31 protein-coding genes and 1 pseudogene are annotated in these 26453 nt (G+C 54.6%); 20 read left to right on the forward strand and 12 right to left on the reverse strand.

Annotation, left to right across the window (positions count from 1 at the left end; all coding sequences use genetic code 11):
- The 4 genes and pseudogenes from WG929_RS15645 to WG929_RS15660 all read left to right on the forward strand — a co-directional run.
- Nucleotides 1–458, forward strand: a pseudogene (locus WG929_RS15645) (hypothetical protein); the annotation flags it as partial.
- A gap of 41 nt (nt 459–499) precedes the next feature.
- Nucleotides 500–745, forward strand: a complete 246-nt coding sequence (locus WG929_RS15650) for a type II toxin-antitoxin system ParD family antitoxin (protein WP_369856954.1) — start codon at nt 500–502, stop codon at nt 743–745.
- Nucleotides 738–1052, forward strand: a complete 315-nt coding sequence (locus WG929_RS15655) for a type II toxin-antitoxin system RelE/ParE family toxin (RefSeq protein WP_416206824.1) — start codon at nt 738–740, stop codon at nt 1050–1052. Before WG929_RS15650 ends, WG929_RS15655 begins: the two co-directional genes overlap by 8 nt.
- 127 nt (nt 1053–1179) lie before the next feature.
- Complete coding sequence (locus WG929_RS15660; RefSeq protein WP_416206825.1) at nt 1180–1395, forward strand: type II toxin-antitoxin system ParD family antitoxin; 216 nt, start codon at nt 1180–1182, stop codon at nt 1393–1395.
- Between the two features lie 97 nt (nt 1396–1492).
- On the opposite strand, the gene istB is transcribed toward WG929_RS15660, so the two are convergent.
- Together istB and WG929_RS15670 are read right to left on the reverse strand one after the other, a co-directional pair.
- The gene (gene istB / locus WG929_RS15665; protein ID WP_416206826.1) at nt 1493–2233 is read right to left on the reverse strand and encodes an IS21-like element helper ATPase IstB; all 741 of its coding nucleotides are present in this window, start codon (nt 2231–2233) and stop codon (nt 1493–1495) included.
- Nucleotides 2220–2423, reverse strand: coding sequence for a hypothetical protein (locus WG929_RS15670; RefSeq protein ID WP_416206827.1), 204 nt, complete (start codon nt 2421–2423; stop codon nt 2220–2222). The genes istB and WG929_RS15670 overlap by 14 nt, the downstream gene beginning before the upstream one ends.
- A 258-nt stretch (nt 2424–2681) precedes the next feature.
- On the opposite strand from WG929_RS15670, the gene hemH reads away from it, so the two are divergent.
- The 9 genes from hemH to WG929_RS15715 all read left to right on the forward strand — a co-directional run bounded on the left by hemH (nt 2682) and on the right by WG929_RS15715 (nt 9675).
- Nucleotides 2682–3686 carry a ferrochelatase gene (gene hemH, locus WG929_RS15675; protein ID WP_416206828.1) on the forward strand — a complete coding sequence of 335 codons (1005 nt, stop codon included), beginning with the start codon at nt 2682–2684 and terminating at the stop codon, nt 3684–3686.
- A 285-nt stretch (nt 3687–3971) separates the two neighbouring features.
- Nucleotides 3972–4247 carry an RNA-binding regulator gene (gene rbp / locus WG929_RS15680; protein ID WP_369854966.1) on the forward strand — a complete coding sequence of 92 codons (276 nt, stop codon included), beginning with the start codon at nt 3972–3974 and terminating at the stop codon, nt 4245–4247.
- Nucleotides 4248–4460: 213 nt separating this feature from the next.
- Complete coding sequence (locus WG929_RS15685; protein ID WP_416206829.1) at nt 4461–5216, forward strand: TetR/AcrR family transcriptional regulator; 756 nt, start codon at nt 4461–4463, stop codon at nt 5214–5216.
- Nucleotides 5213–6178 carry an HlyD family secretion protein gene (locus WG929_RS15690; protein WP_416206830.1) on the forward strand — a complete coding sequence of 322 codons (966 nt, stop codon included), beginning with the start codon at nt 5213–5215 and terminating at the stop codon, nt 6176–6178. Before WG929_RS15685 ends, WG929_RS15690 begins: the two co-directional genes overlap by 4 nt.
- Nucleotides 6175–7137 carry an ABC transporter ATP-binding protein gene (locus WG929_RS15695; RefSeq protein ID WP_416206831.1) on the forward strand — a complete coding sequence of 321 codons (963 nt, stop codon included), beginning with the start codon at nt 6175–6177 and terminating at the stop codon, nt 7135–7137. Before WG929_RS15690 ends, WG929_RS15695 begins: the two co-directional genes overlap by 4 nt.
- The gene (locus WG929_RS15700) at nt 7127–8293 is read left to right on the forward strand and encodes an ABC transporter permease (protein WP_416206832.1); all 1167 of its coding nucleotides are present in this window, start codon (nt 7127–7129) and stop codon (nt 8291–8293) included. Before WG929_RS15695 ends, WG929_RS15700 begins: the two co-directional genes overlap by 11 nt.
- Nucleotides 8294–8719: 426 nt before the next feature.
- Complete coding sequence (locus WG929_RS15705) at nt 8720–9163, forward strand: hypothetical protein (protein ID WP_369854960.1); 444 nt, start codon at nt 8720–8722, stop codon at nt 9161–9163.
- Nucleotides 9153–9407 (forward strand): YheU family protein, encoded by a 255-nt coding sequence (locus WG929_RS15710; RefSeq protein WP_369854959.1) that lies wholly within the window; start codon nt 9153–9155, stop codon nt 9405–9407. Before WG929_RS15705 ends, WG929_RS15710 begins: the two co-directional genes overlap by 11 nt.
- Before the next feature lie 70 nt (nt 9408–9477).
- Nucleotides 9478–9675 (forward strand): hypothetical protein, encoded by a 198-nt coding sequence (locus tag WG929_RS15715; RefSeq protein ID WP_416206833.1) that lies wholly within the window; start codon nt 9478–9480, stop codon nt 9673–9675.
- Between the two features lie 71 nt (nt 9676–9746).
- On the opposite strand, the gene mnmC is transcribed toward WG929_RS15715, so the two are convergent.
- The 5 genes from mnmC to WG929_RS15740 form a co-directional block, all read right to left on the reverse strand.
- Nucleotides 9747–11879 (reverse strand): bifunctional tRNA (5-methylaminomethyl-2-thiouridine)(34)-methyltransferase MnmC2/FAD-dependent 5-carboxymethylaminomethyl-2-thiouridine(34) oxidoreductase MnmC1, encoded by a 2133-nt coding sequence (mnmC, locus tag WG929_RS15720; protein WP_416206834.1) that lies wholly within the window; start codon nt 11877–11879, stop codon nt 9747–9749.
- Between the two features lie 92 nt (nt 11880–11971).
- Complete coding sequence (locus WG929_RS15725) at nt 11972–12541, reverse strand: peptidylprolyl isomerase (RefSeq protein WP_416206835.1); 570 nt, start codon at nt 12539–12541, stop codon at nt 11972–11974.
- Between the two features lie 89 nt (nt 12542–12630).
- Nucleotides 12631–13350, reverse strand: coding sequence for a TIGR04211 family SH3 domain-containing protein (locus WG929_RS15730; protein ID WP_416206836.1), 720 nt, complete (start codon nt 13348–13350; stop codon nt 12631–12633).
- A gap of 22 nt (nt 13351–13372) precedes the next feature.
- Entirely contained in the window at nt 13373–13672 is a 300-nt protein-coding gene (locus tag WG929_RS15735) for a YciI family protein (protein ID WP_416206837.1), read from the reverse strand.
- 3 nt (nt 13673–13675) lie between these two features.
- The gene (locus tag WG929_RS15740; protein WP_416206838.1) at nt 13676–14281 is read right to left on the reverse strand and encodes a septation protein A; all 606 of its coding nucleotides are present in this window, start codon (nt 14279–14281) and stop codon (nt 13676–13678) included.
- Nucleotides 14282–14346: 65 nt separating this feature from the next.
- Between WG929_RS15740 and WG929_RS15745 the strand changes: the two genes are divergently transcribed.
- The 7 genes from WG929_RS15745 to rluB all read left to right on the forward strand — a co-directional run bounded on the left by WG929_RS15745 (nt 14347) and on the right by rluB (nt 21519).
- On the forward strand, nt 14347–15204 hold the full coding sequence (locus WG929_RS15745; RefSeq protein WP_416206839.1) for a PHP domain-containing protein: 858 nt from the start codon (nt 14347–14349) through the stop codon (nt 15202–15204).
- 389 nt (nt 15205–15593) lie between these two features.
- On the forward strand, nt 15594–16217 hold the full coding sequence (locus WG929_RS15750; protein WP_416206840.1) for an L-threonylcarbamoyladenylate synthase: 624 nt from the start codon (nt 15594–15596) through the stop codon (nt 16215–16217).
- 80 nt (nt 16218–16297) lie between these two features.
- Complete coding sequence (locus tag WG929_RS15755) at nt 16298–17350, forward strand: tryptophan--tRNA ligase (protein ID WP_416206841.1); 1053 nt, start codon at nt 16298–16300, stop codon at nt 17348–17350.
- A gap of 97 nt (nt 17351–17447) precedes the next feature.
- The gene (locus tag WG929_RS15760; RefSeq protein ID WP_416206842.1) at nt 17448–18662 is read left to right on the forward strand and encodes a tryptophan--tRNA ligase; all 1215 of its coding nucleotides are present in this window, start codon (nt 17448–17450) and stop codon (nt 18660–18662) included.
- A 178-nt stretch (nt 18663–18840) separates the two neighbouring features.
- A complete protein-coding gene (locus tag WG929_RS15765; protein WP_416206843.1) occupies nt 18841–19713 on the forward strand; it encodes a segregation and condensation protein A in 873 nt (290 codons plus the stop codon).
- A complete protein-coding gene (gene scpB / locus WG929_RS15770) occupies nt 19697–20668 on the forward strand; it encodes an SMC-Scp complex subunit ScpB (protein ID WP_416206844.1) in 972 nt (323 codons plus the stop codon). The genes WG929_RS15765 and scpB overlap by 17 nt, the downstream gene beginning before the upstream one ends.
- Nucleotides 20665–21519, forward strand: a complete 855-nt coding sequence (gene rluB / locus WG929_RS15775; protein ID WP_416206845.1) for a 23S rRNA pseudouridine(2605) synthase RluB — start codon at nt 20665–20667, stop codon at nt 21517–21519. The genes scpB and rluB overlap by 4 nt, the downstream gene beginning before the upstream one ends.
- Before the next feature lie 21 nt (nt 21520–21540).
- Here rluB and WG929_RS15780 read toward each other — a convergent pair whose 3' ends face one another.
- The 5 genes from WG929_RS15780 to WG929_RS15800 all read right to left on the reverse strand — a co-directional run bounded on the left by WG929_RS15780 (nt 21541) and on the right by WG929_RS15800 (nt 26443).
- Nucleotides 21541–22482 carry a GGDEF domain-containing protein gene (locus WG929_RS15780; protein WP_416206846.1) on the reverse strand — a complete coding sequence of 314 codons (942 nt, stop codon included), beginning with the start codon at nt 22480–22482 and terminating at the stop codon, nt 21541–21543.
- Nucleotides 22483–22856: 374 nt separating this feature from the next.
- Nucleotides 22857–23612 (reverse strand): YciK family oxidoreductase, encoded by a 756-nt coding sequence (locus WG929_RS15785; RefSeq protein WP_416206847.1) that lies wholly within the window; start codon nt 23610–23612, stop codon nt 22857–22859.
- A 93-nt stretch (nt 23613–23705) separates the two neighbouring features.
- Entirely contained in the window at nt 23706–24380 is a 675-nt protein-coding gene (locus WG929_RS15790; protein WP_369854944.1) for an HAD family hydrolase, read from the reverse strand.
- On the reverse strand, nt 24377–25105 hold the full coding sequence (ubiG, locus tag WG929_RS15795; protein ID WP_416206848.1) for a bifunctional 2-polyprenyl-6-hydroxyphenol methylase/3-demethylubiquinol 3-O-methyltransferase UbiG: 729 nt from the start codon (nt 25103–25105) through the stop codon (nt 24377–24379). Before ubiG ends, WG929_RS15790 begins: the two co-directional genes overlap by 4 nt.
- 33 nt (nt 25106–25138) lie before the next feature.
- On the reverse strand, nt 25139–26443 hold the full coding sequence (locus WG929_RS15800) for a TRZ/ATZ family hydrolase (protein ID WP_416206849.1): 1305 nt from the start codon (nt 26441–26443) through the stop codon (nt 25139–25141).
- Nucleotides 26444–26453 lie beyond the last annotated feature (10 nt).

Below are 26453 nucleotides of genomic sequence, written 5' to 3' on the forward strand. Positions count from 1 at the left end.
AAAGCCTTGGATCTACTGGACATGCTCGACGAGGACGCGTCATGAATCAGTTGCTGCAGGCACCATTACCCTCCGGTATTTCTGAACGCCTTGCTTGTCACGTGCTGGATATTGGTCGTAACACCTTTCGTGCCATACGCGCCCGTTATCATTTTTGCGGGCCGGTGAGCCCACACCGACGAAAGCGCAAGGATACCCAACAGCCACGAGCCCTGAGTGTCGAAGAGCGTACTCAGGCAAAAGCGGTGTTGAGCAGCACTGAGTATCAGGATCAACCACCGGCGCAGGTGTATTACAGCCTGCTGCAACAAGGCACCTACCTGTGCTCCATCGGCACGATGCACCGACTGCTGCCCTGTATGTCAACCTGCCAGGTGTATTGCCCGATGAGATTAGGAATCTGTATTTGGCGTTGGAATTATAATATTGACAATGATTGCCAAATAATGTCATCTTAAAAGTGTGGTAGTTGATTGTTACTAAAAGAAAGGCGGTTTCCATGGCGACAATGAATATTTCTTTACCTGACCAGATGCGCGATTGGGTTGAGTTGCAGATCGACAGTGGTCTTTACTCTAACAACAGTGATTATGTGCGTGATTTGATCCGTAAAGATCAACAGCGCAACCACAAAATTCAAGCGATGCAACAAGCCATTGATGAAGGTTTGCAGAGCGGTACGCCCAAACCGTTCAATAAACAGGCATTTAAGACGCGTATGGAAGAAAGCGTTAAGAATGCGTGAAGCCCTGCTATACCCGCAAGCGGAAGCTGATCTTGAAAGTATTTGGCGTTATACCCAGTCAACGTGGGGTACAGCGCAGGCTAACCGTTATATTGATGAATTTGATGAGAGCTTCGCAGTTCTGGCTGATAATCCGCTGATTTGCCGAGAGCGCACGGAATACACGCCTACACTTCGTATTTACCGTCATGCTCACCATCTTATTGTGTATGTTCACACCGAGACGACGCTGGAAGTGATCCGTATCCTGCATGAAAACATGGATGTTGATCGCCAACTGAACGTGGACGATCTAACGGAAATGTAGCTAATCAAGGCGTTAGCTTAGGCTCGGATTTCTCCTGCACTCCTTGCTGTATCTGTTGATACTGTTCAATATCCCTATTCAGGGATTGCCCCTGTGTTTGATCAAAATTCTCTAGCCGTTCGATGCGTTGCTGCATGGTGCGCTTAAATCCAGCGGTCGCTATCGCAACGCCAGTGAAGCGGTCAGAGCGGGTTTGCGCTTATTAGAAGAACAAGAAGCGAAATATCAGACCAAGCTTGAAGCATTGCGTCACGCTCTGAAAGAGGGTAAAGAAAGTCGAGAAAGCCAGCTAAGCCATGAAGAGCTGATTGGTCAAGCGAAAGCAGGATTACATGACGCTTAGCATTACCTGTTCTGGCAAAGCCTCTCAATACGTGATTGTCAATGGCCATCTATTTTGATCCACCTTTGGCCAATAAAATTGACCCACTTTATGAGCATTAACTGCCCAGTTTCTGCTTCAGCCGGTAGCTTTCTCCGCCCATCATAAACACCTGCGAGTGGTGGATAATCCGGTCGATGATCGGTACTGCGACGTCGTCCTCATGGAAGAACTCCCCCCAACTGGTGAAGTCCTTGTTGGTCGTCAATATGATCGAGCGATACTCGTGCAGGCTGTTGATCAGCTGGAACAGGTTGTACCGTGCCTGGCGGGTCATCGGCAGGTAGCCCAGTTCGTCGATGATCAGCAGGTCGTATTGGCCCAGCTGTTTCAGTCGCTTTTTCAGCTCACCTTTCTTTTCCGCCAGTTCCAGTTCTTCGACCAGGGTCAGGGCGTTGCGAAACAGCACCCGGTAACCGGCTTCCACCGCTTTGTGGCCAATGCCAATGGCCAGGTGGGTCTTGCCGACGCCGGGTGGCCCAATCAGGATCAGATTGTGGCGCTCGTCGAGGAAGCGGAAGTCCAGCAGGGCGTTCACCTGACGTTTGCTGATGGTGGTTTGATGGCGGTAGTCAAAGCCTTCCAGGTGTTTTTCTGAGGGGAACCCGGCTTGTTTCAGGTTGCGCTGCACCCGGCTGCCATGGCGCTGTTCCAGTTCATGGCTGGCGAGGCGTTCGGCAAAGTTCAGATACGACCATTCGCTCGCTTCGGCTTCGCTGATCAGGCTGACCAGATCCCGGCTCAGGGCATTCAGACGCAGGGTTCGATAGCGTTTCAGGGTCTGTTCAAGCTGGCTCATGGCGTGCCTCCTGTCCACCAGAGTGGCCAACGGCGGCGTACCGGCTCAGATCCAGTGGTTCGCCGGAGGGGCAAGACGGTTCAGCGGCATCCGGTTGTCGTTCCCGTGTCTGCGCTTGCTGTTCGGCTTCCAGATGCTGGCCAAAGCGGCGGGCACTGATGTCCTCCCGACTGGCCACGGTCTTGAGCACTTCCGGAGACAGTTCCGGGTAGCGCTGGATCTCCTGCAGTTTTCCAGGATTGAGCGAGACGGTTCCGACGACTTCCCAGTTTCGAATATCGCCAGATCAGTACTTGGGGTTCAGACTCTTTGTTCGTTTATAAACCGCTTCATGTTTGGCTAACAGCTCTGTATCGAAAGTGAGCGATTGTCAGACTTTTAATGACCTTTAAAAGGGAGCTGGGTAAACTTACGCAAAACTTATACAAGCGGCTGCTAAGGAGCATTCATGTCATCCAATCAACCACCGTTCGGGGTGCTGTTGGTCAATCTTGGGACACCAGAGGCCCCAACCGCTGGGGCGGTGCGCAAGTATCTGGCGGAATTTCTGTGGGACCCCCGGGTGGTGGATGTTGCGCGGCCATTGTGGTGGTTGATTTTACATGGCGTGATTTTACGTATTCGTCCTGCTCGGGTAGCCAAGGCCTATGCGTCGGTTTGGCGTGACGATGGTTCACCGTTGATGCATTTTTCCTTGCAACAACAACGGGCCTTAAAAGAGGCACTGAGCCAGCAGTTTGGTCAGGATATTCCGGTTGCCTTGGCCATGACGTATGGCGAACCCAGTATGGAGCAGGCCGGGAAAGTCCTGCGCCAGGCCGGGGTGAACAATATGCTGGTGCTGCCTTTGTATCCTCAGTATTCCGCTTCTACAACGGCGGCTGTGTTTGATCGGCTGGCTAAAGGGTTAAAAGCCTGCCCACATCTGCCCGGTATGCGCTGGATCAACAGTTACTATAACCATCCTTTGTATATCCAGGCGCTGGCTCAGTCGGTGCGGGATTATTGGCAGGCCCATGGTCGTGGTGATCGTTTGATGATGTCGTTTCATGGGATTCCGCAACGGTATGAGGATAACGGTGATCCTTATCCGGCACAGTGTCGGGAGACTGCGCACTTGTTGGCTGCTGAACTGCGTTTGCAACCAGAGCAGTGGATCTGTTCCTTCCAGTCGCGCTTTGGGCGCGAAGAATGGGTCAAGCCCTATACCGATTTCACACTCAGGGATTGGGGTCAGGCAAAGGCCGGGCGGGTGGATATTATCAGTCCGGCGTTTGCCGTTGATTGTCTGGAAACCCTGGAAGAACTGGATGTTGAAAATCGCCACTTGTATCTCGAAGCGGGTGGTCGCGAGTACCACTACATTCCTTGCCTCAATGACCGTGAGGATCATATCCGCATGATGGTGGAACTGGTTATGGCCAACACAGCAGGGTGGCTTAAAACCGAATGATAACTGATGTTTTGCAAGCAAAACTCAGCCCGGTTGAAGGACGGTTGGCGTGCAGATTCTGTGTTGTCAGGACTGTTATAGGGCTTTTTATCGCCATTGTGGGCCTTTGTAACAGCCGGTAAATTGTCATAAAAACTTCTTTGACTTTGTTATGGCTGCTCAATAATCTGCGTGATTGTAGACCCGGCGGGGAAGCTGGTTTATCGCCTCCAAATGATGTTGTGATTTGAATTGTTTGCGGGTGTAGGACGAACAAATCACAACCTCGTTGGCTGGAATCTGAGTATGAATATTTATGTGGGCAATTTGCCTTACTCCGCAACCAAAGAAGATTTGTCTGAGTTATTTTCCGGGTTCGGAGCAGTAGGGCGAGCGACGGTGGTTATGGATCGTGAAACCAACCGCTCGAAAGGGTTTGGTTTTGTCGAAATGGCGGATGATGCAGCCGCAACGGCCGCCATCGAAGCGTTGAATAATACCGATCTCCATGGCCGGGCGTTACGTGTTAACGAAGCCAAGCCGCGTGAAGATCGCCCACGTACACCACGAGGCCCCCGCTGATCTGACTCGACCGCAGAGCGCCACGAACTTTTTGGCTGCTGGCGCTTTGTTTCTCTCTCGATCGTTTGTGGTGAGGTCTGCCTGATTGCTGTGAAAACCTGATCCAGAACCGGTATTTCTTCATTCGCCAGACATTGCGGAATTATTCTTCTGCCTATCTACTGGCTCTGCGCTTAGTATATTCCTCAGTTGTGGAACTCAGAGCCAGTCGCTATGTCCAGTCCGACACCCGCATCACCCTCCCGGCCAGGCCGTCCGAAAGGAAAAGGCGCAAACACTGGCGAGGATACCACCAGTAATCGTCAACACTTACTGAATGCCGCGCGCGACTGCTTTGTCAGTCAGCCATACCGTCAGGTATCGGTACGCCAGATTGCCTGTTGTGCGGGGGTTGATGCCGGACTGATCCGCTATTATTTCAGTAGCAAGGCGGGGTTATTGGAAGCCATGTTGCGGGAAACGGTAGAGCCTGCTTTACAAGGCTTTCGCGCAGCCGCACAAACCCGCAATGACGATGATATTGATACCCTGATCGGACTTTATTACCACTCTGTGATTGCTCCGAACCCGGCACTGCCGCGATTGGTGATGCGTTTACTGAGTGATCCTGATGACAGTGAACCGTTCCGTATTATGCAATCGATTCTGGGTGATGTGATTGCGCTTTCCAGGCACTGGGTACAATCTGCTCTGGCGGAGAGCGGACGATTGCAACAGGGGGTTGATCCGGAACTGGCGCGGCTGTCATTTTTTAGTTTGACCATATTCCCTCTGATCGCACCACCGATCGTGATGGAGCAATTCGGTTTTAGCCCAACACCGGAAAGACTGCAAAAGCTGGCGGTGCATAACAGCCAGCTGCTGCACCATGGTTTGCTCAAGACGGCGGGAGCTGATACCCCGAGTGCATCAGCAACGACAGCCACTACAGCAACGACAGCCACTACAATAAAGGCCCCTCGCTTATGATGCGCCATCTCGCACTTATGTTGGCCTGTCTGGGGGGCTTGCTCCTCAACGGCTGCCGTTCCGACGACAGTGGCCGGGCGATGGGTACTCTGGAGCGGGAGCGCCTTACCCTTACCGCACCCGCTAGCGAAATCATTACGGATATTCGCGTTCACGAAGGGCAAGTGGTTCGTGCCGGTGAGGTGTTGTTAAGTCTGGACAGCACCCATGCGGAAGCCAGTGTTCGCGTGCAACAGGCACAGCTGGATCAGGCAAACGCCTATCTGAGTGAACGGACGAATGGTGCTCGGCAGGAAGAACTTGCCAGTGCCCAGGCCCGCGTGGAAGGTGCCAACGCCAGCCTGCTGGAGGCACAACAACAATGGCAGCGGGCAACAGCATTGCGGCAGCAGAATCTGACCGGACAAGCCGACGTTGATAGCGCTACTGCCCGCCGGGACAGCGCCAGCGCAGCACTGGATCAGGCGCTGCAGCAGCAACGCGAGCTGACCAATGGCACCCGCCCGGAGCAGCTGGCTCAAGCCCGTGCAGCTGTCGCTACCGCTCAGGCGCAGTTAGATAACGCCCGGCGTTCATTACAGGAATTAACGCTGCAGGCTCCTGCCGATAGTGTGGTGGATATTCTGCCCTGGCATCGCGGCGATCGCATCAGCGCCGGCAGTATTCTTGTTACCCTGCTGAGCAACAGCGATCCCTACGCCCGGGTCTATCTACCGCAAAACCGGCTGACTGGTTTAACACCCGGCAGTCATGTCAGTGTTCAGATAGATGGTCTGGCACAGCCGCTTGACGGTGTTATCCGCAGTATCCGTTCGCAACCGGCGTTTACGCCCTATTACGCACTCAACGAACGTGACCGTGCAGCATTGATGTACCTCACCGATATCGTGTTTGAGGGCGAAGCTTTGCAGCAAATCGTAACACTGCCAAGCGGTCGCACACTGGAAGTGATGTTGCCATGACCACAACCCGTTCTGCCGCAACTTATGCAACCGCACCGGCTGCTGATCTGGCGATCGAAACCCATCAGATGACACGCACTTTTGGCGACGCGGTTGCGGTAGATCACCTTGACCTGAGTATTCCAACGGGCAGTATTTACGGTTTTCTGGGCCCCAACGGCTGTGGCAAATCGACTTCCATCCGTATGCTGACCGGCTTACTCAGTCCGACCGAAGGCGATATTCAGGTACTTGGACGACAGCTGCCGCAACAGGCTGAATCCCTGCGCCCGCACATTGGTTATATGACGCAGAAATTCTCGCTGTACGACAATTTAAGCGTACTTGAGAACCTCAATTTTGTCGGCGAGATATACGGCTTTGGCAGTCGACGCCGTCGCGCTCGGGTCAGTGAACTGATCGCGCTGTACGAACTGAATGCGCATAAAAAACAAATGGCCGGGTCTCTCAGTGGTGGCCAGAGACAACGTCTGGCCCTGGCAGCGGCCACCCTGCATTACCCGGATATGCTGTTTCTTGACGAACCTACTTCCGCGGTTGATCCGGAAAACCGGCGCGAATTCTGGGAACACTTGTTCGACCTCAGTCATAACGGCACCACGATCCTGGTCTCAACTCACTATATGGACGAAGCCGAACGCTGCCATGCGCTGGCGATTCTGGAGCACGGCGTTAAACGTGCTGACGGGTCGCCGCAACAATTGATGCAGACCATGGGTGCCCAGGTCATTGAAGTCGGCGGCGAGGATTTACGTGAATTAAAACAACAGCTGCTGCAACACAAACACATCGTTTCCGCCGCCCAGCTCGGCACCCGTTTACGGGTACTGGTCGATAATGATGTTGATGCTCCGTTGCAGTGGCTGGCGCAATGGACCGGACAACGGCCACTGGAACAGGTACGCCCCAGTCTGGAAGATGTATTTGTTGTGGCTACCGGAGGCCGCCATGTGGGCTGATTCAGTACGCCTCAGCCTGTTGCGAACCTGGGCTATCGTCAGCAAAGAATTGCGGCAACTGTCACGCGACCGCATGACCTTCGGCATGATTGTGATGATTCCACTGATGCAACTGATGTTATTCGGCTATGCCATCAATACCGATGTGCGCCATGTTCAGGCCGGTTTACTGGATCTCAGCCAGTCCAGTTACAGCCGCTATCTGGTGCAGGCACTGGAAGCATCACAGGCGGTTAATTTCCGCCGTGTGTATCATTCGCTGGCCGAGGCGGAACAGGCCATCACCCAGGGGGAAGTCAAAGCCGTACTTTACCTGCCAGCCGATATGAGCAGACGTCTGCTCAGCCAACCGGACTTTCCCGGCAACACACGCATCCACTACGGGCCGGATAATCCGCTGCAAGCCGTGGGTCAATGGCTGGTTGATGGTTCAGATACCATGATCAGCGCCAGCCTGCGGGCTTTACGTAATATGCCGTTTAATGAACTGAGCAATCAGGCATATACGCTGCCGGTACCACACTTTGAACTGGTGCAATATTTTAATCCGGAGCAGCGCAGCGCGGTGAATATCGTACCGGGAATGCTGGCCATTATTCTGACCATGACCATGATTATGTTTACCTCTGCCGCCATCGTGCGTGAACGGGAGCACGGCAACATGGAATTTCTGATCACCACGCCGGTACACACTCTGGAATTAATGGTCGGTAAAGTGGTTCCTTATATTCTGGTGGGGTTTATTCAGGTCGGTATTATTCTTGGTATCGGACACCTGGTGTTTTCTGTTCCAATACGTGGTGGGCTACTGACACTGATGATGGCTGCGCTGCTGTTTATCAGCGCCAGCCTGACCATTGGCCTAGTCATTTCCACGATAACCAAAACGCAGTTACAGGCGATGCAGATGACGGTATTTATTTTAATGCCGTCAATCTTATTATCCGGCTTTATGTTCCCCTACGATGCGATGCCGGAACCGGCACAATGGATTGCCGAAGCCCTGCCGGCCACGCATTTTATGCGCCTGATTCGTGGCATTGTGCTGAGAGGTGCCAGCCTGACTGGACAGACCTTTGATATGCTGTGGTTGCTGGCATTTACCGTGGTCGGGTTGCTGTTTGCCTCGGTGAGGTTTAAGAAGCGGCTGGATTGATTGTTGCCAAGCCAATAAATCGTCGAGGTGATTAAAAAGACATTTTGATGCAATACGCCTTCGGCTATTGTCATCCTGCGAGCCTGCTACGCAGCCTGTTTGGTGTGATGAGTGATCCCTTGGCAAGGGAGGATCCCTGGGTCAAATGATGATTTCCGCTTGAGTGAATGCCGTTGGCACCCTTACAGTTAAAACACAGCAGTTAAAACACGGCAGCTAAAACACGTGGCTTGGTTGGTACTTGTTGCGGATTTTGTGACGGCAATCGCATGGCCGCCTTGCCCTGAACAACGGCAACACTCGCGCAGAGCCGTGCAGGATTAAATATGTCCCCTTATGACTATCAGTACGCGCAATACGTGTCAGACGCTTGCCGCTGTTGCGGTTTTGTTTATGATTGCGGTATCGAGCCTTCAGGACAGACCCGTGAACCATTTCGATCAGGAATCCATTGTGTATGGCGTTATTCGTCATAGCCCCAGTACTCGGGAGGTGATTGCCCAGAATGAGCGGCGCACTAACTGGGCGGCGTTGCAGAGTTTGCCTCTGGGAGTGGATGATGATTGGTCTTTATTGTGTCGGGAGATGTTTGCCATGCCGGGGCAACACCTGCTGAATGGCACCTATCAAACCCAGATTATCCATTTTGCAGCCTCTTATCGGGCGGTTGAGTACGAATGGGAGACCTGGCTACGGCAGTTTGAGTCCCTGTTAAAATCGATGTTCTGGGTATCGGCAACCGTACATCTGGAAACCGAATTGTCGGGCAAGCACACGTTTAGCTGGCAGGCGGATCGCGGCCATATCCCTTCTGATGCTGAGCTGCGTATGAGCTGCGAATGGGAAAGGGAGGCTGGTTTTGCCTTCTGATTATCCGCAAGAAGACGCTCCGGAACACGGTGTGCTCGAAATACCCTGGAATCGTTTGAGCGCTGAGGCGCTGGATGACATTCTGGCTGAATTTGTGCTGCGCGAAGGTACGGATTATGGCGATGTGGAATTCAGCCTGGCCGACAAGAAGCAACATGTCATGGGGCAGCTTGAATCCGGCAAGGTGCGGTTGTTATTTGACCCGATCGAAAATAGCTGCCACATTGCTCTGGTCAGAAAATGATCTGATCAAATCCTGATCTGCCTGGACGTTGATCTGACCGTATGCCAATACACCTCAGGAGGCTGAAGCCATGACTGACATTCGGGTACAACGTCTGCGCCGTCGAGTTGCAGATGCCGTTGAGGATATCGACGCCATGAAAGCGCAGTTGGCTGACATTCGTGCCTGCTGTGCCGAGTTGTCGGCTTCGATGCGCAAGATTCGGGAAGATTCAGAAAGGGCCAGGGAAACCGCAGAGCGACGCAAGGTGCTCAAACGAGTGGTTTAAGCCAGCGGTCGCTAATTTTTTCCTTTCCCTCTGTTGTTCTCTGTTGTTAATGCCGCGTTTGGCGGTGTGCGTCACCGCTTGATCGGTAATTTGCGCCGAATCATGTCTCTTAACAAAAATCGCCCTGGCCACAAGGCTTCTGCCACACGGTTGCTGACCGGAAGCGCAGAGCCTGTTATTTGGCAAGCCAGCAGCTCTGCGCATAAAGGCGCTGATGCCAGCCCGCGAGAACCATGCCCCAGATTGATCCAGAGTCCTTCCAGTAGCGGTGCCTTGCGAGCCGGTATCTGTCGGGCATTTTTGATCATGGGGGCGTAACAGTGGATAAAACGATCAGTGTCCACGACTGGGCCAGCCATTGGCAGGTAGTCGGGGGTGGTACAGCGAAAACTGGTACGGCCGCCGACCACCAGTTTGTGTGTACTGACTTTACTGGCCAGCGTACCCCATAAATCGCCAAAGTCCTGCAAGTGGCCCAGGTTGGTTTGATGATCTTGCTCGCGCAGTGTCTTGTCTGGATCATTCTGGTGATAGGTTGCGCCCAATACCAGTTGTCCTTCCCTTGGTGGTGCCATATAGCTGCGACCACACAGTACGGTTGTCAGTGGCGGGCTTTGTGCCGCATCGAGGTAAGTCAGTTGGCCGCGAATGGATTTGATTGGCAGGTAGGTATCAGGTAGCAACTGTTGGGTGGTAGCGGCGGTGGCGATCACCAGCTGTTGGGTGGTCTGGCTGCTGGACGTTGTTCCTGCTGTATCTGTTGTTGTATCGAGCTGTAATTGCCAATGCTTGTTGGTGAGTTGCGTTATGGCACTGACATTAGCGATCTGGACGTCGATCAGTGAGTGATCCAACAGCCGCTGGCACACATCAGCCGGGCTGACCCAGCCAGCCGCAGGGAAGAACAGCCCCCCTTGTTGCTGTGGACTACCAGCCAGCACACTGGCTTGTGCAGCGGATACCGGCTGAATCAAGGATGCTGGGTAATGGAGGCGGTCGAGAAATTTCTGCTGGCGCTGTTGTTCAGCCGCAGACCAGGCCAGTTGCAAGACGCCGCAAGCATTCCAAACCCCATCTGCGGACGGCTCAAACAGACGATTCATCCAGCGCAAACTGGTGAGATAAGCGTGCAGATAGAATTCGGTATGGGTCGCCTGGTCGTTGGCTGCCAGTTTGACATACAGCCCTCCCTGAGGGTTGCCGGAAGCGCCGGTGGCGATACCTGATTGATCGATAACTTGCACCTTGATACCGCGCTCGGCCAGTGCTCTGGCGGTGGTTGCACCTGCCAGCCCGGCACCTACGATGATAACCGCTGCCGCGCTGCTATCAGAGAGGGACATCGGGGTTGGTAATGAGGGCGTCATCCAAGGCTGTGAATTGGCTTCTGGTGGCTGCTCCGGGCCAATACTGGCTTTATAGGTGGCTGCCAACATTTCCCGTTTGCCGTTATAGCCTTTGGGTTTGTAGACGTTAAAGCCTGCCCCTTGCAGCCCTCGGCGCACCACACTGGCGGCGGTAAAGGTCGCCAGTGTGGTTGAGCCTGTCAGTTGCGGATGGCGTCGGCTTAGGCGTCGAATCTGCTTGAACAGATCAGGCTGCCACATCTCCGGGTTGTTAGCCGGGGCAAATCCATCCAGATACCAGGCATGTACCGGCCCGGAAAGCTCGGCCAAAGCATCGACAACATCATCCAGTATCAGCGTCAACTGCACTCGCTGCTCCGGCCAGCAAAGACTGTGAAAACCGGTGATGGCGTCGGGATATTGCGTCAGTAATTGTGTGGTCAACTCTGCCAGCTCCGGCCACAGTGCCAGTGCTCTGGAGAGCTGTTGGCGGGATAGCGGGTATTTTTCAATGCTGGTGATATGTAACCAGCAGTCATTGTTTGGCTGTTGCCGGAAAGCTTGCCAGGTGGTGAGAAAATTCAGTCCGGTACCAAACCCGGTTTCAACAATACAAAATGGCCCACGCCAGCTGGCCCAGCGGTGCGGCAGCTGGTTGTGCTGCAGAAAGACGTAGCGACTCTCTGCCAGACCGTCGTGCAAGGAAAAATAAGGATCGTCAAACTGACTGGATACCGGCAGTACGTCGTTTTGCCAGGTGATCTCCGGGGGGGTCAACGGAGGTAACGGGCCGGGCCGTGAGTGGGTGCGGTGCGACGTATTGTTTGAGCCGTTGCTGCGGGAGGTTGTTTCGGCCACGGGTTTTCCGGGTACTGGGAGCGGGGCGCTGATGGTAGCAAAAACCGGTACTGGCTGGCAGTACCGGATGGTGATGAGAGGATCAGCGAAAGTTACTGAATTTGTTCCACACTGATCAGGATGACGGGCTCTTTGGGTTTGTCGCCCGGCAGCGTTTCAACCTTGCTGATGGCATCAACCACGTCCATGCCAGCGGTGACACGCCCGAACACGGCGTAACCAAAGTCACGGCTGCCGTGATCCAGAAAGCCGTTGTCTTTCAGGTTGATAAAAAACTGGCTGGTGGCGCTATCGGGATCGCCACGGCGGGCCATGGCAATGCTTCCCCGAACGTTTTTAAGACCGTTTTTGGCTTCATTGGCGATGGGCGGTAAGGTTGCCCGCTGGCGCATATCGGTAGTGTAACCACCACCCTGAATCATAAAATCACCAATGACCCGGTGAAACAGGGTCTGGTTGTAATGACCGCTGGCCACATAAGTAAGAAAGTTGTCCACCGACAACGGCGCCTTGCTGCGATCCAGTACCAGCTCAATGAGCCCCATGTTGGTGGTCAGGCGAATCGGAACCAAGTCTTCGGTAGTGGGATCTGCCCAGGCGGATGACAACATCAGTGCGGCGCTCAGGGCCAGCAGCTGTTTCAGTAAAAAACGGCGGTACATCGGAATATCTCCACAGGGAATGGGCTAAGGCCTGTCGTGTCGCTCCGGCCAAGGTGTGTAGTCGGAGCAACGGGTGTGTTTGGCGGCTATCAGGACCAACCGCTGGTGTGTTTGCGGCCACCTCGCAGGGCGGGCAGTATCAGCCCGGCCAGAATGCCGAGAAAGACCAGACCACCGCCGTAGATCAGGCGATTGAGGTCGCGGTCATCGCGTAATTGCGCGTTTTCTGCACTCATGGCTTCGAGCTGGATTTCCAGCTCCTGATTGCGGGTAGACAGCTTGCGGGCTTTTTCATCCAGGGCCAGTGCGCCGGATGATACTTCGCGGATGCTGCTCAGTTCCTGGGTGGCTTTTTCTGTTTTTTGTTCCAGAGTGCTGCGTTCTGAACGCAAGCTTTTGACTTCGCTTTCCAGTGTTTGCAAGCGCTCGGTGGCGGTTGAAAGTTCAGCACGGGCTTTTTCCAGCTCACGGTTGGCCAACACCAAATGCTCACGGGCGGTCGGCTCGTTGTCGAGGTAGCGGGTCAGAACCCAGCCTTCATTACCCTTGTCGGTACGAACGAGTGAATAACCGGCGTCGGCATTTTCGCCCAGCAATACCAGATGTTCGCCACTTTTCAGCGCCTGAATAATCCGGTGCTGGGCGGTGGGGCCGGAGCGCAATTGCAGCCACAGGGTGTCGGTGACATAACGCTTTTCACCGGAGGATACGGCAACATAGCGATCACCTTCGGCCGTTTGTTCGGCCAGGGCGCTGGTAGTGCCTGTGGCGATGATCAGGCATAAACCCAGTTGCGTTAACAGCTTCACGTCTTACTCCTTGCAGGCTGCCTTATGGCAACACTTTCTTGAACGGTTTTACGATGACCTGCTGATACACACCGGCGTCGATATAGGGGTCGGTATCGGCCCAGCGCTGGGCATCTGGCAGTGAGTTGAATTCGGCAATCACCAGGCTGCCGGTAAATCCTTCGCTGCCGGGATCTTCGCTATCAATGGCAGGGTGGGGGCCAGCGACTAGCAGACGACCCTCGGCTGACAGGGTTTGCAGGCGTTTTAAATGTGCAGGGCGGGCCGACAGACGTTGATCGAGACTGTTGGCGACGTCCTGGCTGATAATGGCGTACCACATGGTTCAGGGCTCCTCATGGTTCATGTATCGGTATAAAAAGATTGACTGGGCCATGATAAAAACAATAGTCAGCCCCAGTAGGCCAAATAACTTGAAGTTTACCCAAATATCTTCAGAAAAGTTGTAGGCAACAACCAGGTTGGCAATCCCGCTCAGCAGGAAAAAGGCAACCCAGGCATAATTCAACTGTATCCAAACTGACACGGGCAGGGTCAGGTTCTGCCCCATCATCCGCTGCAACAGTGTGGTGCCGGTGACCCAGTAGGTGCCGAGAAAGGCAGCGGCAAATAACCAGTTAACGACGGTGGGTTTCCATTGGATAAAGGTTTTATCTTGCAAAATGACCGTGGCACTGCCCATCACGACGACCAGCGCCAGCGTGACCAGGTGCATGTTCTCGACCTTGCCGGTGCTCAGGCGGGTATAGATAATCTGCAAAATGGTTGCCGGGATCAGTACGGCGGTGGCCAGCACAATCGGTTCCATTGCGTGTAGCGAGGCCTGCTGGTTGGCATTCAACCAGGGCGATACCCATTCAATCAGTTCCGGTGCGAACTTGTAGGTCAGAAAAAAAACAACAATCGGTAAAAAATCCAGGAGTAACTTCATTCGCTTCGCATTCTATGTCCTATTACAATGGGGCGATTATGGCTGAACCTACCAAGAGCGTCCACGTGAACTCAGAGATCGATTTGCACTGCCACAGTAATGCATCCGACGGCCACTTTCCGCCGGATGAACTGGTACGCCTTGCTGCCGGGCGTGGTATCAAAACCCTGGCGATCACAGACCATGATACGGTAGACGGGTTCCGCCGCGGCCGGAATACGGCGGCAGAGCTGGGTATTCGGCTGATTCCTGGGATTGAATTGTCTACGGTCTGGAGCGGTGTATCGGTTCATATTGTCGGGCTCGGTTTTGACCCGGACGCCGCAGTGATGCAACAGGCCGAGCAGCATCAGAGCTCAGTGCGGGCGGCGCGAGCGGAAATTATTGCAGCACGGCTAGCAAAAAAACTGCGTTGTGACATACCGCTGGCAGATGTGATCGCTTTCGGTAACACCAGCGCAGACCAGTTGGGGCGTCCCCATTTCGCCAAATACCTGGTTGAAAAGGGCCTGGTGCCCAGCATCCAGCATGCGTTCAGCAAATTGCTGGGCGCTGGCAAAATAGGCGATGTCAAAAGCGGCTGGCCAGAAATGACCACGGCGGTTGAGTGGATTGTGGCTGCCGGAGGTACGCCGGTGCTGGCCCATGCCCACCTTTATAATATGACCCGCACCAAGCTGCGCAGCTGCATCCGTGATTTTGCTGCTGCAGGTGGCAAGGCGCTGGAAGTGAGTTACGGCAAGATGGACAGCAACCAGTCAGGCCAGATGGCGGCGTTGGCGCGGGAGTTTAATATGCTCGGATCTTGCGGCAGTGATTACCATGGCCCGAATCGTTTTGGCCTGGAACTGGGCGTTATGCCGACGTTTCCATCACTGATTACGCCGGTATGGCAACAGTGGCAGGTGTCTATCCCGGCGTAATTCGTCGTCATATGCCTGACAGTCACGTATTCGTTAGCCATATTATTGGCTAGGGGGCGTTCTCAATTGGTCAATCGAACCTGCTGAGAGCCCGTTGGCTTCAGAACAAGCCATGAGGAGTGCCTCCTGTGTTTAATAAACAGGGCGTGCTAAATAAGTGACGAATAACACCGTTCTGGAGTCAACTGGCCTCAGCCCGAAGGGTTATGGTTAAAAATCCATCATGCGGTGTTGTTGAACTTGAAAAGGGCCCACCATTCTCTGCGTTCAACGCCTTGCCTGATGGATTTTTTCTCCATAACAGGACGCGTTAACTAATTGAGAACGCCCCCTAGCAAGGCAGTCGTTGTGTTGACAATGGCAACAGTTTGAATGTTACAGGAGCTCATGTGAGCCAGTTTTTACAGATACATCCGGAAAACCCCCAGGCCCGGCTGATTAATCAGGCGGTCGAAATACTGCGCAAGGGAGGAGTCGGGGTTATACCTACGGACTGCTCCTACGCGCTGGCCTGTCGTATTGGTGATAAAAAAGCCACCGAAGTGATTCAGCGTCTGCGCCAACTGGGACCAAAGCACAATTTTACCCTGCTGTGTCGGGATTTTTCCGAGCTGGCAACGTTTGCCAAGGTTGATAACAGCCAGTATCGACTGCTCAAGGCCCATACGCCGGGTGCTTTCACATTTATTTTGCCGGCCACTCGCGAAGTGCCGCGCTTGTTGATGCACCCGAAAAAACGCACCATTGGCATTCGGGTTCCTGACAACGCCATCGCCATGGCGTTACTGGATGCCATGAACGAGCCGCTGATGACCAGCTCGCTGATTATGCCTGGCGATGACATGCCGTTATCCGACCCCTACGACATTCGTCAAGCGCTGGAAAACCAGCTCGATCTGATTATTGATGGCGGTTACTGCGGTTTTGAAGCCACGACTGTGATTGATATGACCGAAGAGGTGCCAGAGCTGGTTCGGCAGGGCGTTGGTGATGCGTCGGATATCCTCGGCTAGGCGTCTGGTACTGGGCTGGCAGTCGGGCATAAAACCGGTATGATGCGCGTTTTGTTGTTTCGCCAGCCTGGATGATTTGTATGATTCAAGACACCTCGAATGTCACCGCGCAAACCAGCGGCCCCAAGCGGGTGCTGACCGGTATCACCACCACCGGAACCCCTCACCTGGGGAACTACGTCGGTGCCATTCGTCCGGCTATTGAGGCCAGCAGGGAAGACGCCAACGAATCCTTCTATTTTCTGGCGGATTACCATGCCCTGATCAAGTGCCAGGATCCGGCTGCGGTGCAGCAGTCCACCAAAGAAATTGCCGCTACCTGGTTGGCGTTGGGGCTGGATACCAACAAAGCTGTTTTTTATCGCCAATCGAATATCCCCCAGATCACCGAGTTGTGCTGGATTCTTAGCTGTATTTGCGCCAAGGGGCTGATGAATCGGGCGCACGCCTATAAGGCATCTGTAGATGCCAATATGGCGGAAGGTGAAGATGCCGACAAGGCCATCACCATGGGGCTGTTCAGTTACCCAGTATTGATGGCGGCGGATATCCTGATGTTTGGCGCCTCTCATGTACCCGTGGGCAAGGATCAGATTCAGCACGTCGAAATGGCCCGCGATATGGCACAGCGGTTTAATCATATCTACGGCAACCATTCATCGATCCTGACCCTGCCAGACTATGTGGTGGATGAGCATGTGGCCGTGCTGCAAGGTCTCGACGGCCGCAAGATGAGCAAAAGCTATGGCAATACCATTCCACTCTTTTTGCCTGAAAAACAGCTGAAAAAACACATCAACAAGATCAAGACCAACCTGCTGGAACCGGGTGAAGCCAAAGACCCGGACAGCTCCACGGTTTTCCAGATCTGGCAGGCTTTTGCCACCGCCGACCAAACCGCCGCCATGCGTCAGGCGTTTGCTGAAGGTATCGCCTGGGGCGAAGCCAAGAAACAGCTGTTTGAACTGATTAATGCGGAATTGGCCGAAGCGCGTGAACGTTATAATGACCTGATGGAACGTCCGCAGGATATCGAAGAACAACTTCAGGCTGGTGCTGCCAAGGCCCGTGCCATCAGTGAACCATTGATGGCTGAGGTGCGACAGGCGGTGGGTATCGCCCGGTTGTTGTGAACGTCCATCCAGCGAGACGGGTCATCGGTACGGATTGTCTCCGGCGTCTGACGCCGGAATACCCCGAACGACTGGATCAATACAAGAGGGACGTTATTTGAGCTCCGTGGATTCCCAGCGGCGGGTGGTGTCTGGCATGCGTCCGACAGGTCGGTTGCATCTCGGTCATTATCATGGCGTGTTAAAAAACTGGGTGCGCCTGCAGCACGAGTACGAGTGCTTTTTCTTTGTCGCCGACTGGCATGCCATGACGACGGAATACGAACACCCTCAGTCGCTGTCGGCCAATGTCTGGGACATGCTGATCGATTGGCTGGCCGTCGGGATTAATCCGGGTTCGGCTACCCTGTTTATTCAGAGCAAGGTGCCGGAACAGGCAGAATTGCACCTGCTGCTGTCGATGTTGACGCCCCAGAGCTGGCTGGAGCGAGTGCCCAGCTATAAAGACAAGCAGTCGTTACTGCGGGAATCAGAAGGATTGACTTACGGTCTGCTCGGATACCCCCTGCTGCAAGCGGCGGATATTCTCACCTATCGTGCTGGCCTGGTGCCGGTGGGCGCCGATCAGGTTGCCCATATTGAAATGGCACGCGAGCTGGCCCGACGCTTTAATTACTTGTATGGCCGCGAAGCTGGCTTCGAGGATAATGCCCGGCTGGCGTTAAAAAAACTTGGTAAAAAACTCGGTAAATTGTACAAGGAATTACGCAAGGATTTTTTATCCCACGGTAATGGTGATGCCTTGCTGACGGCCCAGGCGCTGGTGCGTGAGCAGACCAGTCTGACCCTGGCAGACCAGGAGCGGTTGATCGGTTATCTGGAAGGCATTGGCCGCTCGATCTTGCCTGAACCGCAAGTCATGCTGGCACCGACGGCCAAAATGCCGGGTCTGGATGGTGAAAAAATGTCCAATTCCAGCGCCAATACTATTCCGCTGCGAGCCGAGCCTGATGAGGTCAGTCAGCAAATACGTACAATGCGCACCGATCCTGCGCGAGTGAGACTGAGCGATCCTGGTAATCCGGATGTCTGCCCGGTATGGCAGTTTCACCGGGTTTATTCGGATGATGCCATACAGCAGCGTGTCCAGAATGCTTGCCGGGGTGGGCAATGGGGTTGTCTGGAGTGCAAGCAGCCAGTGATTGATGCGATAGTGGCGGAACAGGAGCCGATCCGTGCCCGTGCCTTCCAGTACCAACAAGAGCCGGATTTACTGCGCAGCCTGATTGCCGATGGCACTGACAAGGCGCGCGATGCCGCGCGTGCAACGCTGGATGAGTTACGTGAAGCGATGGGTCTGAGCTACCGCTAAGCGGCGGTCGACAATCTGGCGCTGTTGCTCTGACTGGATTGCGATAGCTGTGTTGAACTAACGATGTTGAAAATGCTTCAGGCGACTCATGTATCACGTATAAACTGCGCTTTTGGGGTTATTTGGGCCTTGTACTCACGGCTTTGAAACGTGTTGCAATAACCTGTCAGGAGCGGCTGTGAAACCTTTGCAGGACAACGTATTGCCAGCGTCTGCCAATGCCGTCGCACCAACCACTCCAGGTCAGCGTGACATGCCCTTTGCCTTGGTGCAGGGGCAGCCGTTCACCCAGTTGCCGCTGGATTTATACATACCGCCAGATGCACTGGAGGTTTTCCTTGAGCAGTTTGAAGGGCCACTGGATCTGTTGCTGTATCTGATTCGCAAGCAGAATCTCGATATTCTTGACGTCAACGTGGCGGATATCGTCGACCAGTATTTACGTTACATCGATATGATGCAAACCATGCAGCTGGAATTGGCTGGCGAATACCTGGTCATGGCTGCCATGTTGGCAGAGATCAAAAGCCGGATGTTGTTGCCGCGTCTCCGCGACAGCGACAGCGACGAGGAAGAAGACCCCCGTGCCGAGCTGATCCGGCGCTTGCAGCAGTACGAACGCTTCAAAACAGCGGCCGAAGACCTCGATGCGCTGCCGCGTATGGAGCGCGATTGGCAGCAGGCCAGTCTGATGGTTGACCCGCCGACGCTGAAACGTTTGCATCCAGAGGTGGATCTGCGCGAATTGATGCTGGCGTATGCGGATGTCTTGCGGCGGGCTGATCGTACCGAGCATCATGAGGTTCAGCGTGAGCAACTGTCGACGCGGGAGCGTATGAGCCAGGTGCTGGAGCGATTGAGTGGCAATGATTTTATCGTTTTTATTCAGCTGTTCGATCCGGCAGAAGGTCGTTTGGGGGTCGTGGTAACGTTTTTGGCCGTGCTTGAACTGGTCAAGGAAAAACTGGTTGAATTGGTGCAACAGCAGCAATTTGGCCCGATCCATGTCCGTATAAAACCATCCAACGGAGCATATGCCGACGATGAGTGAAGCTGGCAGCGATACATACCGGCTAGCGGGTGCTGGTCATGCACTGACGCCAGCGCAGCTGGCGTCAGTGCTGGAAGCCGCGATGCTGGTGCATGCCGCGCCAATGTCACTGGAGCGGATGGCCAGTTTGTTTGATGAACAGCGTCAACCGCTCAACTCCGAACTGCGGGCAGCACTTGAACTGCTGGACAGCCAGCTGCAGGGTCGGGGGATAGAACTGGTCAGGGTCGCCAGCGGTTATCGTTTGCAAGTGCGTCAGCACACCATGCCCTGGGTGAGCCGGTTGTGGGAAGAACGGCCACCGCGTTACACCCGCGCATTGCTGGAAACCCTGGTGCTGATCGCCTATCGTCAGCCCGTTAGCCGTGGTGATATTGAAGATGTGCGGGGGGTTGTGGTCAGTTCCAGTATTATCAAAACATTACTGGAACGTGAATGGATCAAAGTGGTTGGCCATCGTGATGTACCTGGCCGACCAGCCCTGTTCGCCACCACAGCAGAATTTCTCGATTATTTTGGCCTCAGCAGTCTCGACCAGCTACCGTCATTGATGGCAATACGGGAACTGGATGAGGCCAATCGCAAGCTGGCATTGGGCGATGATGCCGAAGCCAAACGTCGTCCTGATGACGATTATACATTTACCCGAAATGAAGACGTCGCCAGGCGTGGAGCAGATGTGCTGGATGCCACTGCCGATGATCTGGCGCAGGCCGACGTGCTGGTGGCCAAGGTCGAACAGAATCTGTTTGCCCGTAATGAAGAAGACCTGCACGGCGGTAGCAAGGTAAAACAAGGTAGCAATACAGAGGGCGGCCCGGCCCGGAAGCAGCTCGGCGATTTGATCGACCGGCTGCAGCAATCAGAACACCGGGACGCTTCCCAGACATCTGCAACCTCAGCGGCATCGGAACACGATGCAGAGGATGCCCGGAAACAAGATAACCAGTCATGAAAGAACGTATACAGAAAATCCTCGCCGTCAGTGCCGTTGCCAGCTCGCGTCGTGAAGCCGAACGCTGGATTGCCGAAGGCCGTGTCGGCCTGAATGGTAAAACCGCCGTATTGGGTGATCGTGCCGACAAACACGATGACGTGCGCCTCGATGGTCGTCCAATCAAACTGGATGATATTGGTCGTGACCGTCGTGTGCTGGCGTACAACAAGCCGGTCGGTGAAGTATGTAGCCGCACGGATCCAGACAAGCGTCCGACCGTCTTTGAGCATTTGCCCAAGACCAAAGGTGAGCGCTGGGTCAACGTGGGCCGCCTGGACATTAACACCAGTGGTTTATTGCTGTTTACCACGGATGGTGAGTTGGCCAACCGACTGATGCACCCATCGACCGGTGTTGACCGCGAATATGCGGTACGGGTACGTGGTGACGTTGACGAAGCCATGATTACCCGTTTGAAAGAAGGCGTACTGCTGGATGATGGCATGGCCAAGTTCGCCGATGTGAAGTACTTCGATGGCGAAGGTCAGAACAAGTGGTTTCACGTTGTGCTGATGGAAGGGCGTAACCGCGAGGTTCGACGCCTGTGGGAAAGCCAGGGTATTGAAGTCAGTCGTCTTAAACGCGTACGTTACGGCTGTATTTTTCTGCCATCCAATATTCCGGTCGGAACCTGGGTCGAGTTGGGGCAGCGCGAATTGAATGACTTGTCGGATTCGGTGGGTCTGGAACGCAAGCGTATACGCCGTCTGATCGGGAAGGAAAAGGAGCAGTTCCAGCGTCATCAGAAACGCCAGAAAATCCGCCAGCAAGCCAGTGCTCGCCCCAAGCGTCACAGCCCTGACGCCTGAAGGTGGCATTGAAGGAGAGCGCTACTGGCGCTTTTCTTTCATCAGGCCCTGCGACAGGGTTGCCTCGCCTACCACGCAGTTTCGACCCCGGTTCTTGGCAGTGTAAAGTGCCAGGTCTGCCCTGTGAATCAGGCTTTGACGGGAGTCGGACACAGTCAGGCTGGCACAGCCAATACTGGCAGTTGCGGTCATGGTGGTTGTTTGGGTTGCGGGGATCAGCAGTTTGCTGATGGTTTCACGAATGCGATCGGCGACAATCAAGGCGTCTGCCTGGCTGGCGTTACTCAGCAATATCAGAAATTCTTCTCCGCCATAACGGAAACAAAGGTCGGTCTGGCGCATACAGTCCGTGATGGCTCGTACGGTTTCCTTTAATACGGCATCGCCGCTGCTGTGGCCGTGTTGATCGTTGATGCTCTTGAAATTGTCCAGGTCAAGCATCAGCAACGACAGCTGCTGTTCATGGCGACGACTCAGTTCTATCTCCCGATCCAGTGTCCGATCCAGTGCTACCCGGTTGCCTGCTCCGGTCAGTGAGTCCCTGAAGGACGCGTCCAGTGCTTCCTGATAGAGCAAGGCGTTACGCAAGGGATGCAGTAGCGTGCTGAGCAAGCCTTCAATATTGGCCAGTTCATACTCGGGAAAGCGGCTGGAGCGGAAGAAAATCAGCTCGCCAACCTTGTCACCGTGGGTACTGAGCTCATAGTTGACGCTGTGGGCACTGGTTCGCCCTTGGCTAACAACAATCTGGCGCTCACGTACCCGATAACTGATGCCATCGACAGACACGCTGCTTTGTATATTCTTGAAAAAAATTTCAATCAGCAGGGGCAGCTCGAGCGTGCTCTGGAGTTTGCCAGTGAGCCGGAATAGTACGTCGGGCCGAATATCGGGCTTGAATGCCAGTTCGCCGAATGGGGCGATTGCCTTTCCGACCTGGCCACTGCTTTGTAATGGGGTCACCAGTCGCTACCTCTTGCCGGTTTATTATTAAGATGTGAGGTATTTAGCGAATTTCATGCCATTGTTGGTTTTTTATAAAACTCCATTAAATTCAATGCATTATATTTATTTTCTGGTATCAGGCGGCAACAGCTGCGGCAGAGCGGCAAGGATTGCCGAGAGAGGAAACATGTTTTCTGGCGTTTGCCTTGAAGGTTTTGTCAATATTTTGTCAGGAGTCAGATGTTCTCGTTCCCACAGTGCTGCGGAAATGCCGTTGCAGGTTCGGCTCCACACCAGCGCATAGGAGCCAATGATTGTCGCATTCCCACGCGCTGCGTAGGAATGCAGTGGCAGCTACTCAGTAAGCTATCGCAGCAAGAATCAAACGATCGTTAGTCGATCAAAAAAGCATTATCTCCCTGGGCATCCAGGCTTTGACCATGAATACCGATAGCTGCCGGACTCATCAGATGCAAGTACAGCGGCATGATGGCGCTGGGCGCTGTGACATCGGCTGGGTTTTCTACCGGGTAAGCTGCGGCTCGCATGGTGGTGCGGGTGGCTCCGGGATTGATGGCATTAACGCGGATATTACTGGTGTTTTCCAGTTCCTGCGCCAATACCTGCATCAGCCCTTCGGTGGCAAATTTGGAAACCGAATAGGCACCCCAGTAGGCGCGACCGGTGCGACCAACACTGCTGCTGGTAAACAGGATTGAGGCATCTGCCGGGGCCTTGTGTAACAGCGGCAGCAGGTGTTTGATCAGTAGAAATTGGCCGTTGACGTTAATCTGCATCACCTTCAGCCAGGTGTCAGCGTGGTAGTTATCAATCGGGGTGCGCTGGCCGAGCACCCCGGCATTCAGCAACAGACCATCCAGATGACCAAAATGCTCTTTGATTAATTGGGCCAGCTGTTGATAGGGCGTTTCTTCGCTGCTTTCAAGGTCGAAGGGCAGTACTGCCGCTTGCGGCAGCTGCTCTGCTTCAATCAGGTCGTAGGTGTCGTTGAGTGCTTCCTGGGTGCGTCCCAGTAACAGCACGGTGGCACCGGCACGGGCGTAGGTCAGTGCGGCTTCACGGCCGATGCCGTAGCCCGCGCCGGTTACCATAATGGTGCGACCTTGCAGGGGTTGTGTTGCGGTCATTCGAAAATCCTTGGTCTGATGAGTCGGATCAGTGCGTACGTTGATTAGCCGATAGAGCTGATCCAGGCACTGGTGGTCGGATTCTGACGCCCGTTAGCGTGATAATGGTTGCTGGCCAAGCAGAGTGATCAGTTCATCCGGGGTATTGATGCAGGCGTCGGCTTGCCAGCGCTGCGGATCATCATGATCCTCTATATAACCAAACAGGGCGGCGATGGTTGGCATGCCAGCCGCCTTGCCTGCTTGTATGTCACGGAGGTGATCGCCGACGTACCAGCAGGCCTCTGGTTTTAGGCCCAGTCGGGTGGCGGCTAATAGCAGACTTGCCGGATCAGGCTTGGCCAGGCTGACGTCTTCGGGGCACACCAATACTGGCGTTTCAAGCGCCAGCTTTTCCAGTAAGGGTTCGGCAAAACGGCGCGGTTTGTTGGTGACGATACCCCACTGCACGCCCAGTAATTGTAATTCGTCCAGGACGGCGCTGAAGCCGGGGAACAGGGCGCTGGCACTGGCGAGGTAGTCACCGTAGCGGCTCAGCAGCTGCTCGCGGTAGTCACCAAATTCAGGATGATCGCGGCTGACCTCCCAGGTTATTTCGGTCAAGGCTGCACCACCATTGCTGACTTGCTGGCGGATGGTGGCGGTTGCCAGTGGTGCTTTGCCCAGTTCCTGACGCAATGAGTTGACGACGCCAAAAAAGTCGGGCGCGCTATCGAGTAATGTGCCATCCAGATCAAACAGGATGGCATGCGGGTAGGGTTGGCTCATGCGTCGTCCTGTGATGGGCGGGTAGTGGCAATCAGATAGTTTACGCTGACGTCCTGGTCGTTCAATTTGTAACTCTTGAACAGCGGGTTGTAGGTCATGCCGGTGATGTGGTCGGCCTGCAGGCCTGCCTGGCGACACCAGCGGGTCAGTTCACTCGGTTTGATGAACTTGCTGTAATCATGAGTTCCTGCGGGCAGCATTTTCAGCAGGTATTCAGCACCAAGAATGGCCATGCCATAGGCTTTGGGGTTGCGGTTGAGGGTCGAAAAAAACACCTTGCCCCCAGGTTTTACCAGTGTTGCGCAAGCACGGATGATGGATGCCGGGTCGGGTACGTGTTCGAGCATTTCGAGACAGGTGACGACGTCGAAACTGGCGGCTTGCTGCGCTGCCAGCGTTTCGACGGCAATACGCTGGTAGTTGATGCTGACGCCGGATTCGAGGGCGTGCAGACGGGCGACATTCAGCGGAGCGTCGCCCAGGTCGATACCGGTAACACTGGCACCTCGCTGGGCCATGGCTTCGCACAGCAGGCCACCGCCGCAACCAACATCCAGCACGTTTTTGCCTGCCAGTTCGGCGGCTTGATCGATGTAATTGCAGCGTAACGGATTGATGTCATGCAAGGGCTTGAATTCGCTCTCTGGATCCCACCAGCGGCTGGCCAGAGCTTCAAACTTGGCGATTTCGGCAGGGTCGACGTTCGGCGTGCTGTGTTCGGTCATAGTGATTTCCTGTTGTCCCGTCGGGATCTCGGGTTAATTCGGGCGAATACGCTGACACCATTGCCTGGCAGTGGCGGTCAGTCTGTCGACGTCAATGTGGGTCAATTCTGCTTCGCTCAGCAGTGCCTTGCCTGCCACCCAGACGTGGCTGGTGTAACGGCTGCTGTCGGTATAGACCAGTTGCGAGATGGGATCGTAAAGGGGTTGTTGGGGTAATTGCGACAGATCGACGGCCTGTAAGTCTGCCCATTTGCCGATTTCGACTGAGCCGGTGTACTGGTCAATCCCCAGGGCTTGCGCGCTGCCCAGCGTGGCCATATGCAGCGCCTGCAAGGCAGGAACCACTGCGGCATCTGCTGCTACGGCCTTGGCCAGCATGGCGGCGGTTTTCATTTCTGCCTGCAGATTGAGATCGTTGTTGCTGGCGGCGCCGTCAGTGCCGAGGCCCAGCGGGATTCCGGCTGCCAATAGTCGTGCGGTTGGGCAAAAACCACTGGCCAGCTTGAGATTGGATTCCGGGCAGTGGATAACGCTGGCACGACTTTGTTTGATCAGGTCGAGATCGCTGTCGTTAATCTGGGTCATGTGCACACAACTGACATCCTTGCTCAGGAAACCCAGATCGAACAGGCGTTCGATAGGGCGCTTGCCCAGTTGCTCGAGGCTGTCCTGAACTTCAAAGGCGGTTTCGTGCAAATGAATTTGCACTGGCAGCTGCAGTTCGTCGGCGATGATCCGAATCTGCCGTAACGGCGCATCAGAAACCGTATAGGGAGCATGAGGGCCTAGCCCCAGCGTGACCAGATCGTGGTGCTGGTATTGGTCGCGCACTGCCAGGGCTTTCTGGATGTATTCGTCGGCGTTGCTGGCGTAATTGGTGGGGAAGTCCAGAATCGGCGTAAAGCTGACGTGACGTATGCCAGCGGCCAGTGAGGCGTCAATGGCGTCCTGCGGATAAAAGTACATGTCAGCAAAGGTGGTGGTGCCGGAGCGGATCATTTCAGCAATCGCCAGTTCTGTGCCCTGACGCACGAACTCGCTGCTGACCCATTGTGCTTCTGCTGGCCAGATGTGGTGTTGCAGCCAGTTCATCAGTGGCAGGTCATCGGCCAAGCCACGGAACAGGGACATGGCGGCGTGGCCGTGGGCGTTGATGTAGCCGGGTAACAGCGCGTGATGAGGCAGTTCGATGGTGTGCCGGGCGCTGCGTTCGGACGATGACGGCTCGATGGCTTCGATGCGGCCATGGGTCACAAAAACCGACGCATGGTCGATGATCGGTTTGTTGCCGTCCATTGGCACCAGCCAACGGGCGTTGAGGCGCAGATCTGCAGCCATGAACAGTCCT

It is taken from the genome of Oceanobacter antarcticus (assembly GCF_044962685.1).
Lineage (GTDB): Bacteria > Pseudomonadota > Gammaproteobacteria > Pseudomonadales > Oceanobacteraceae > Oceanobacter > Oceanobacter antarcticus.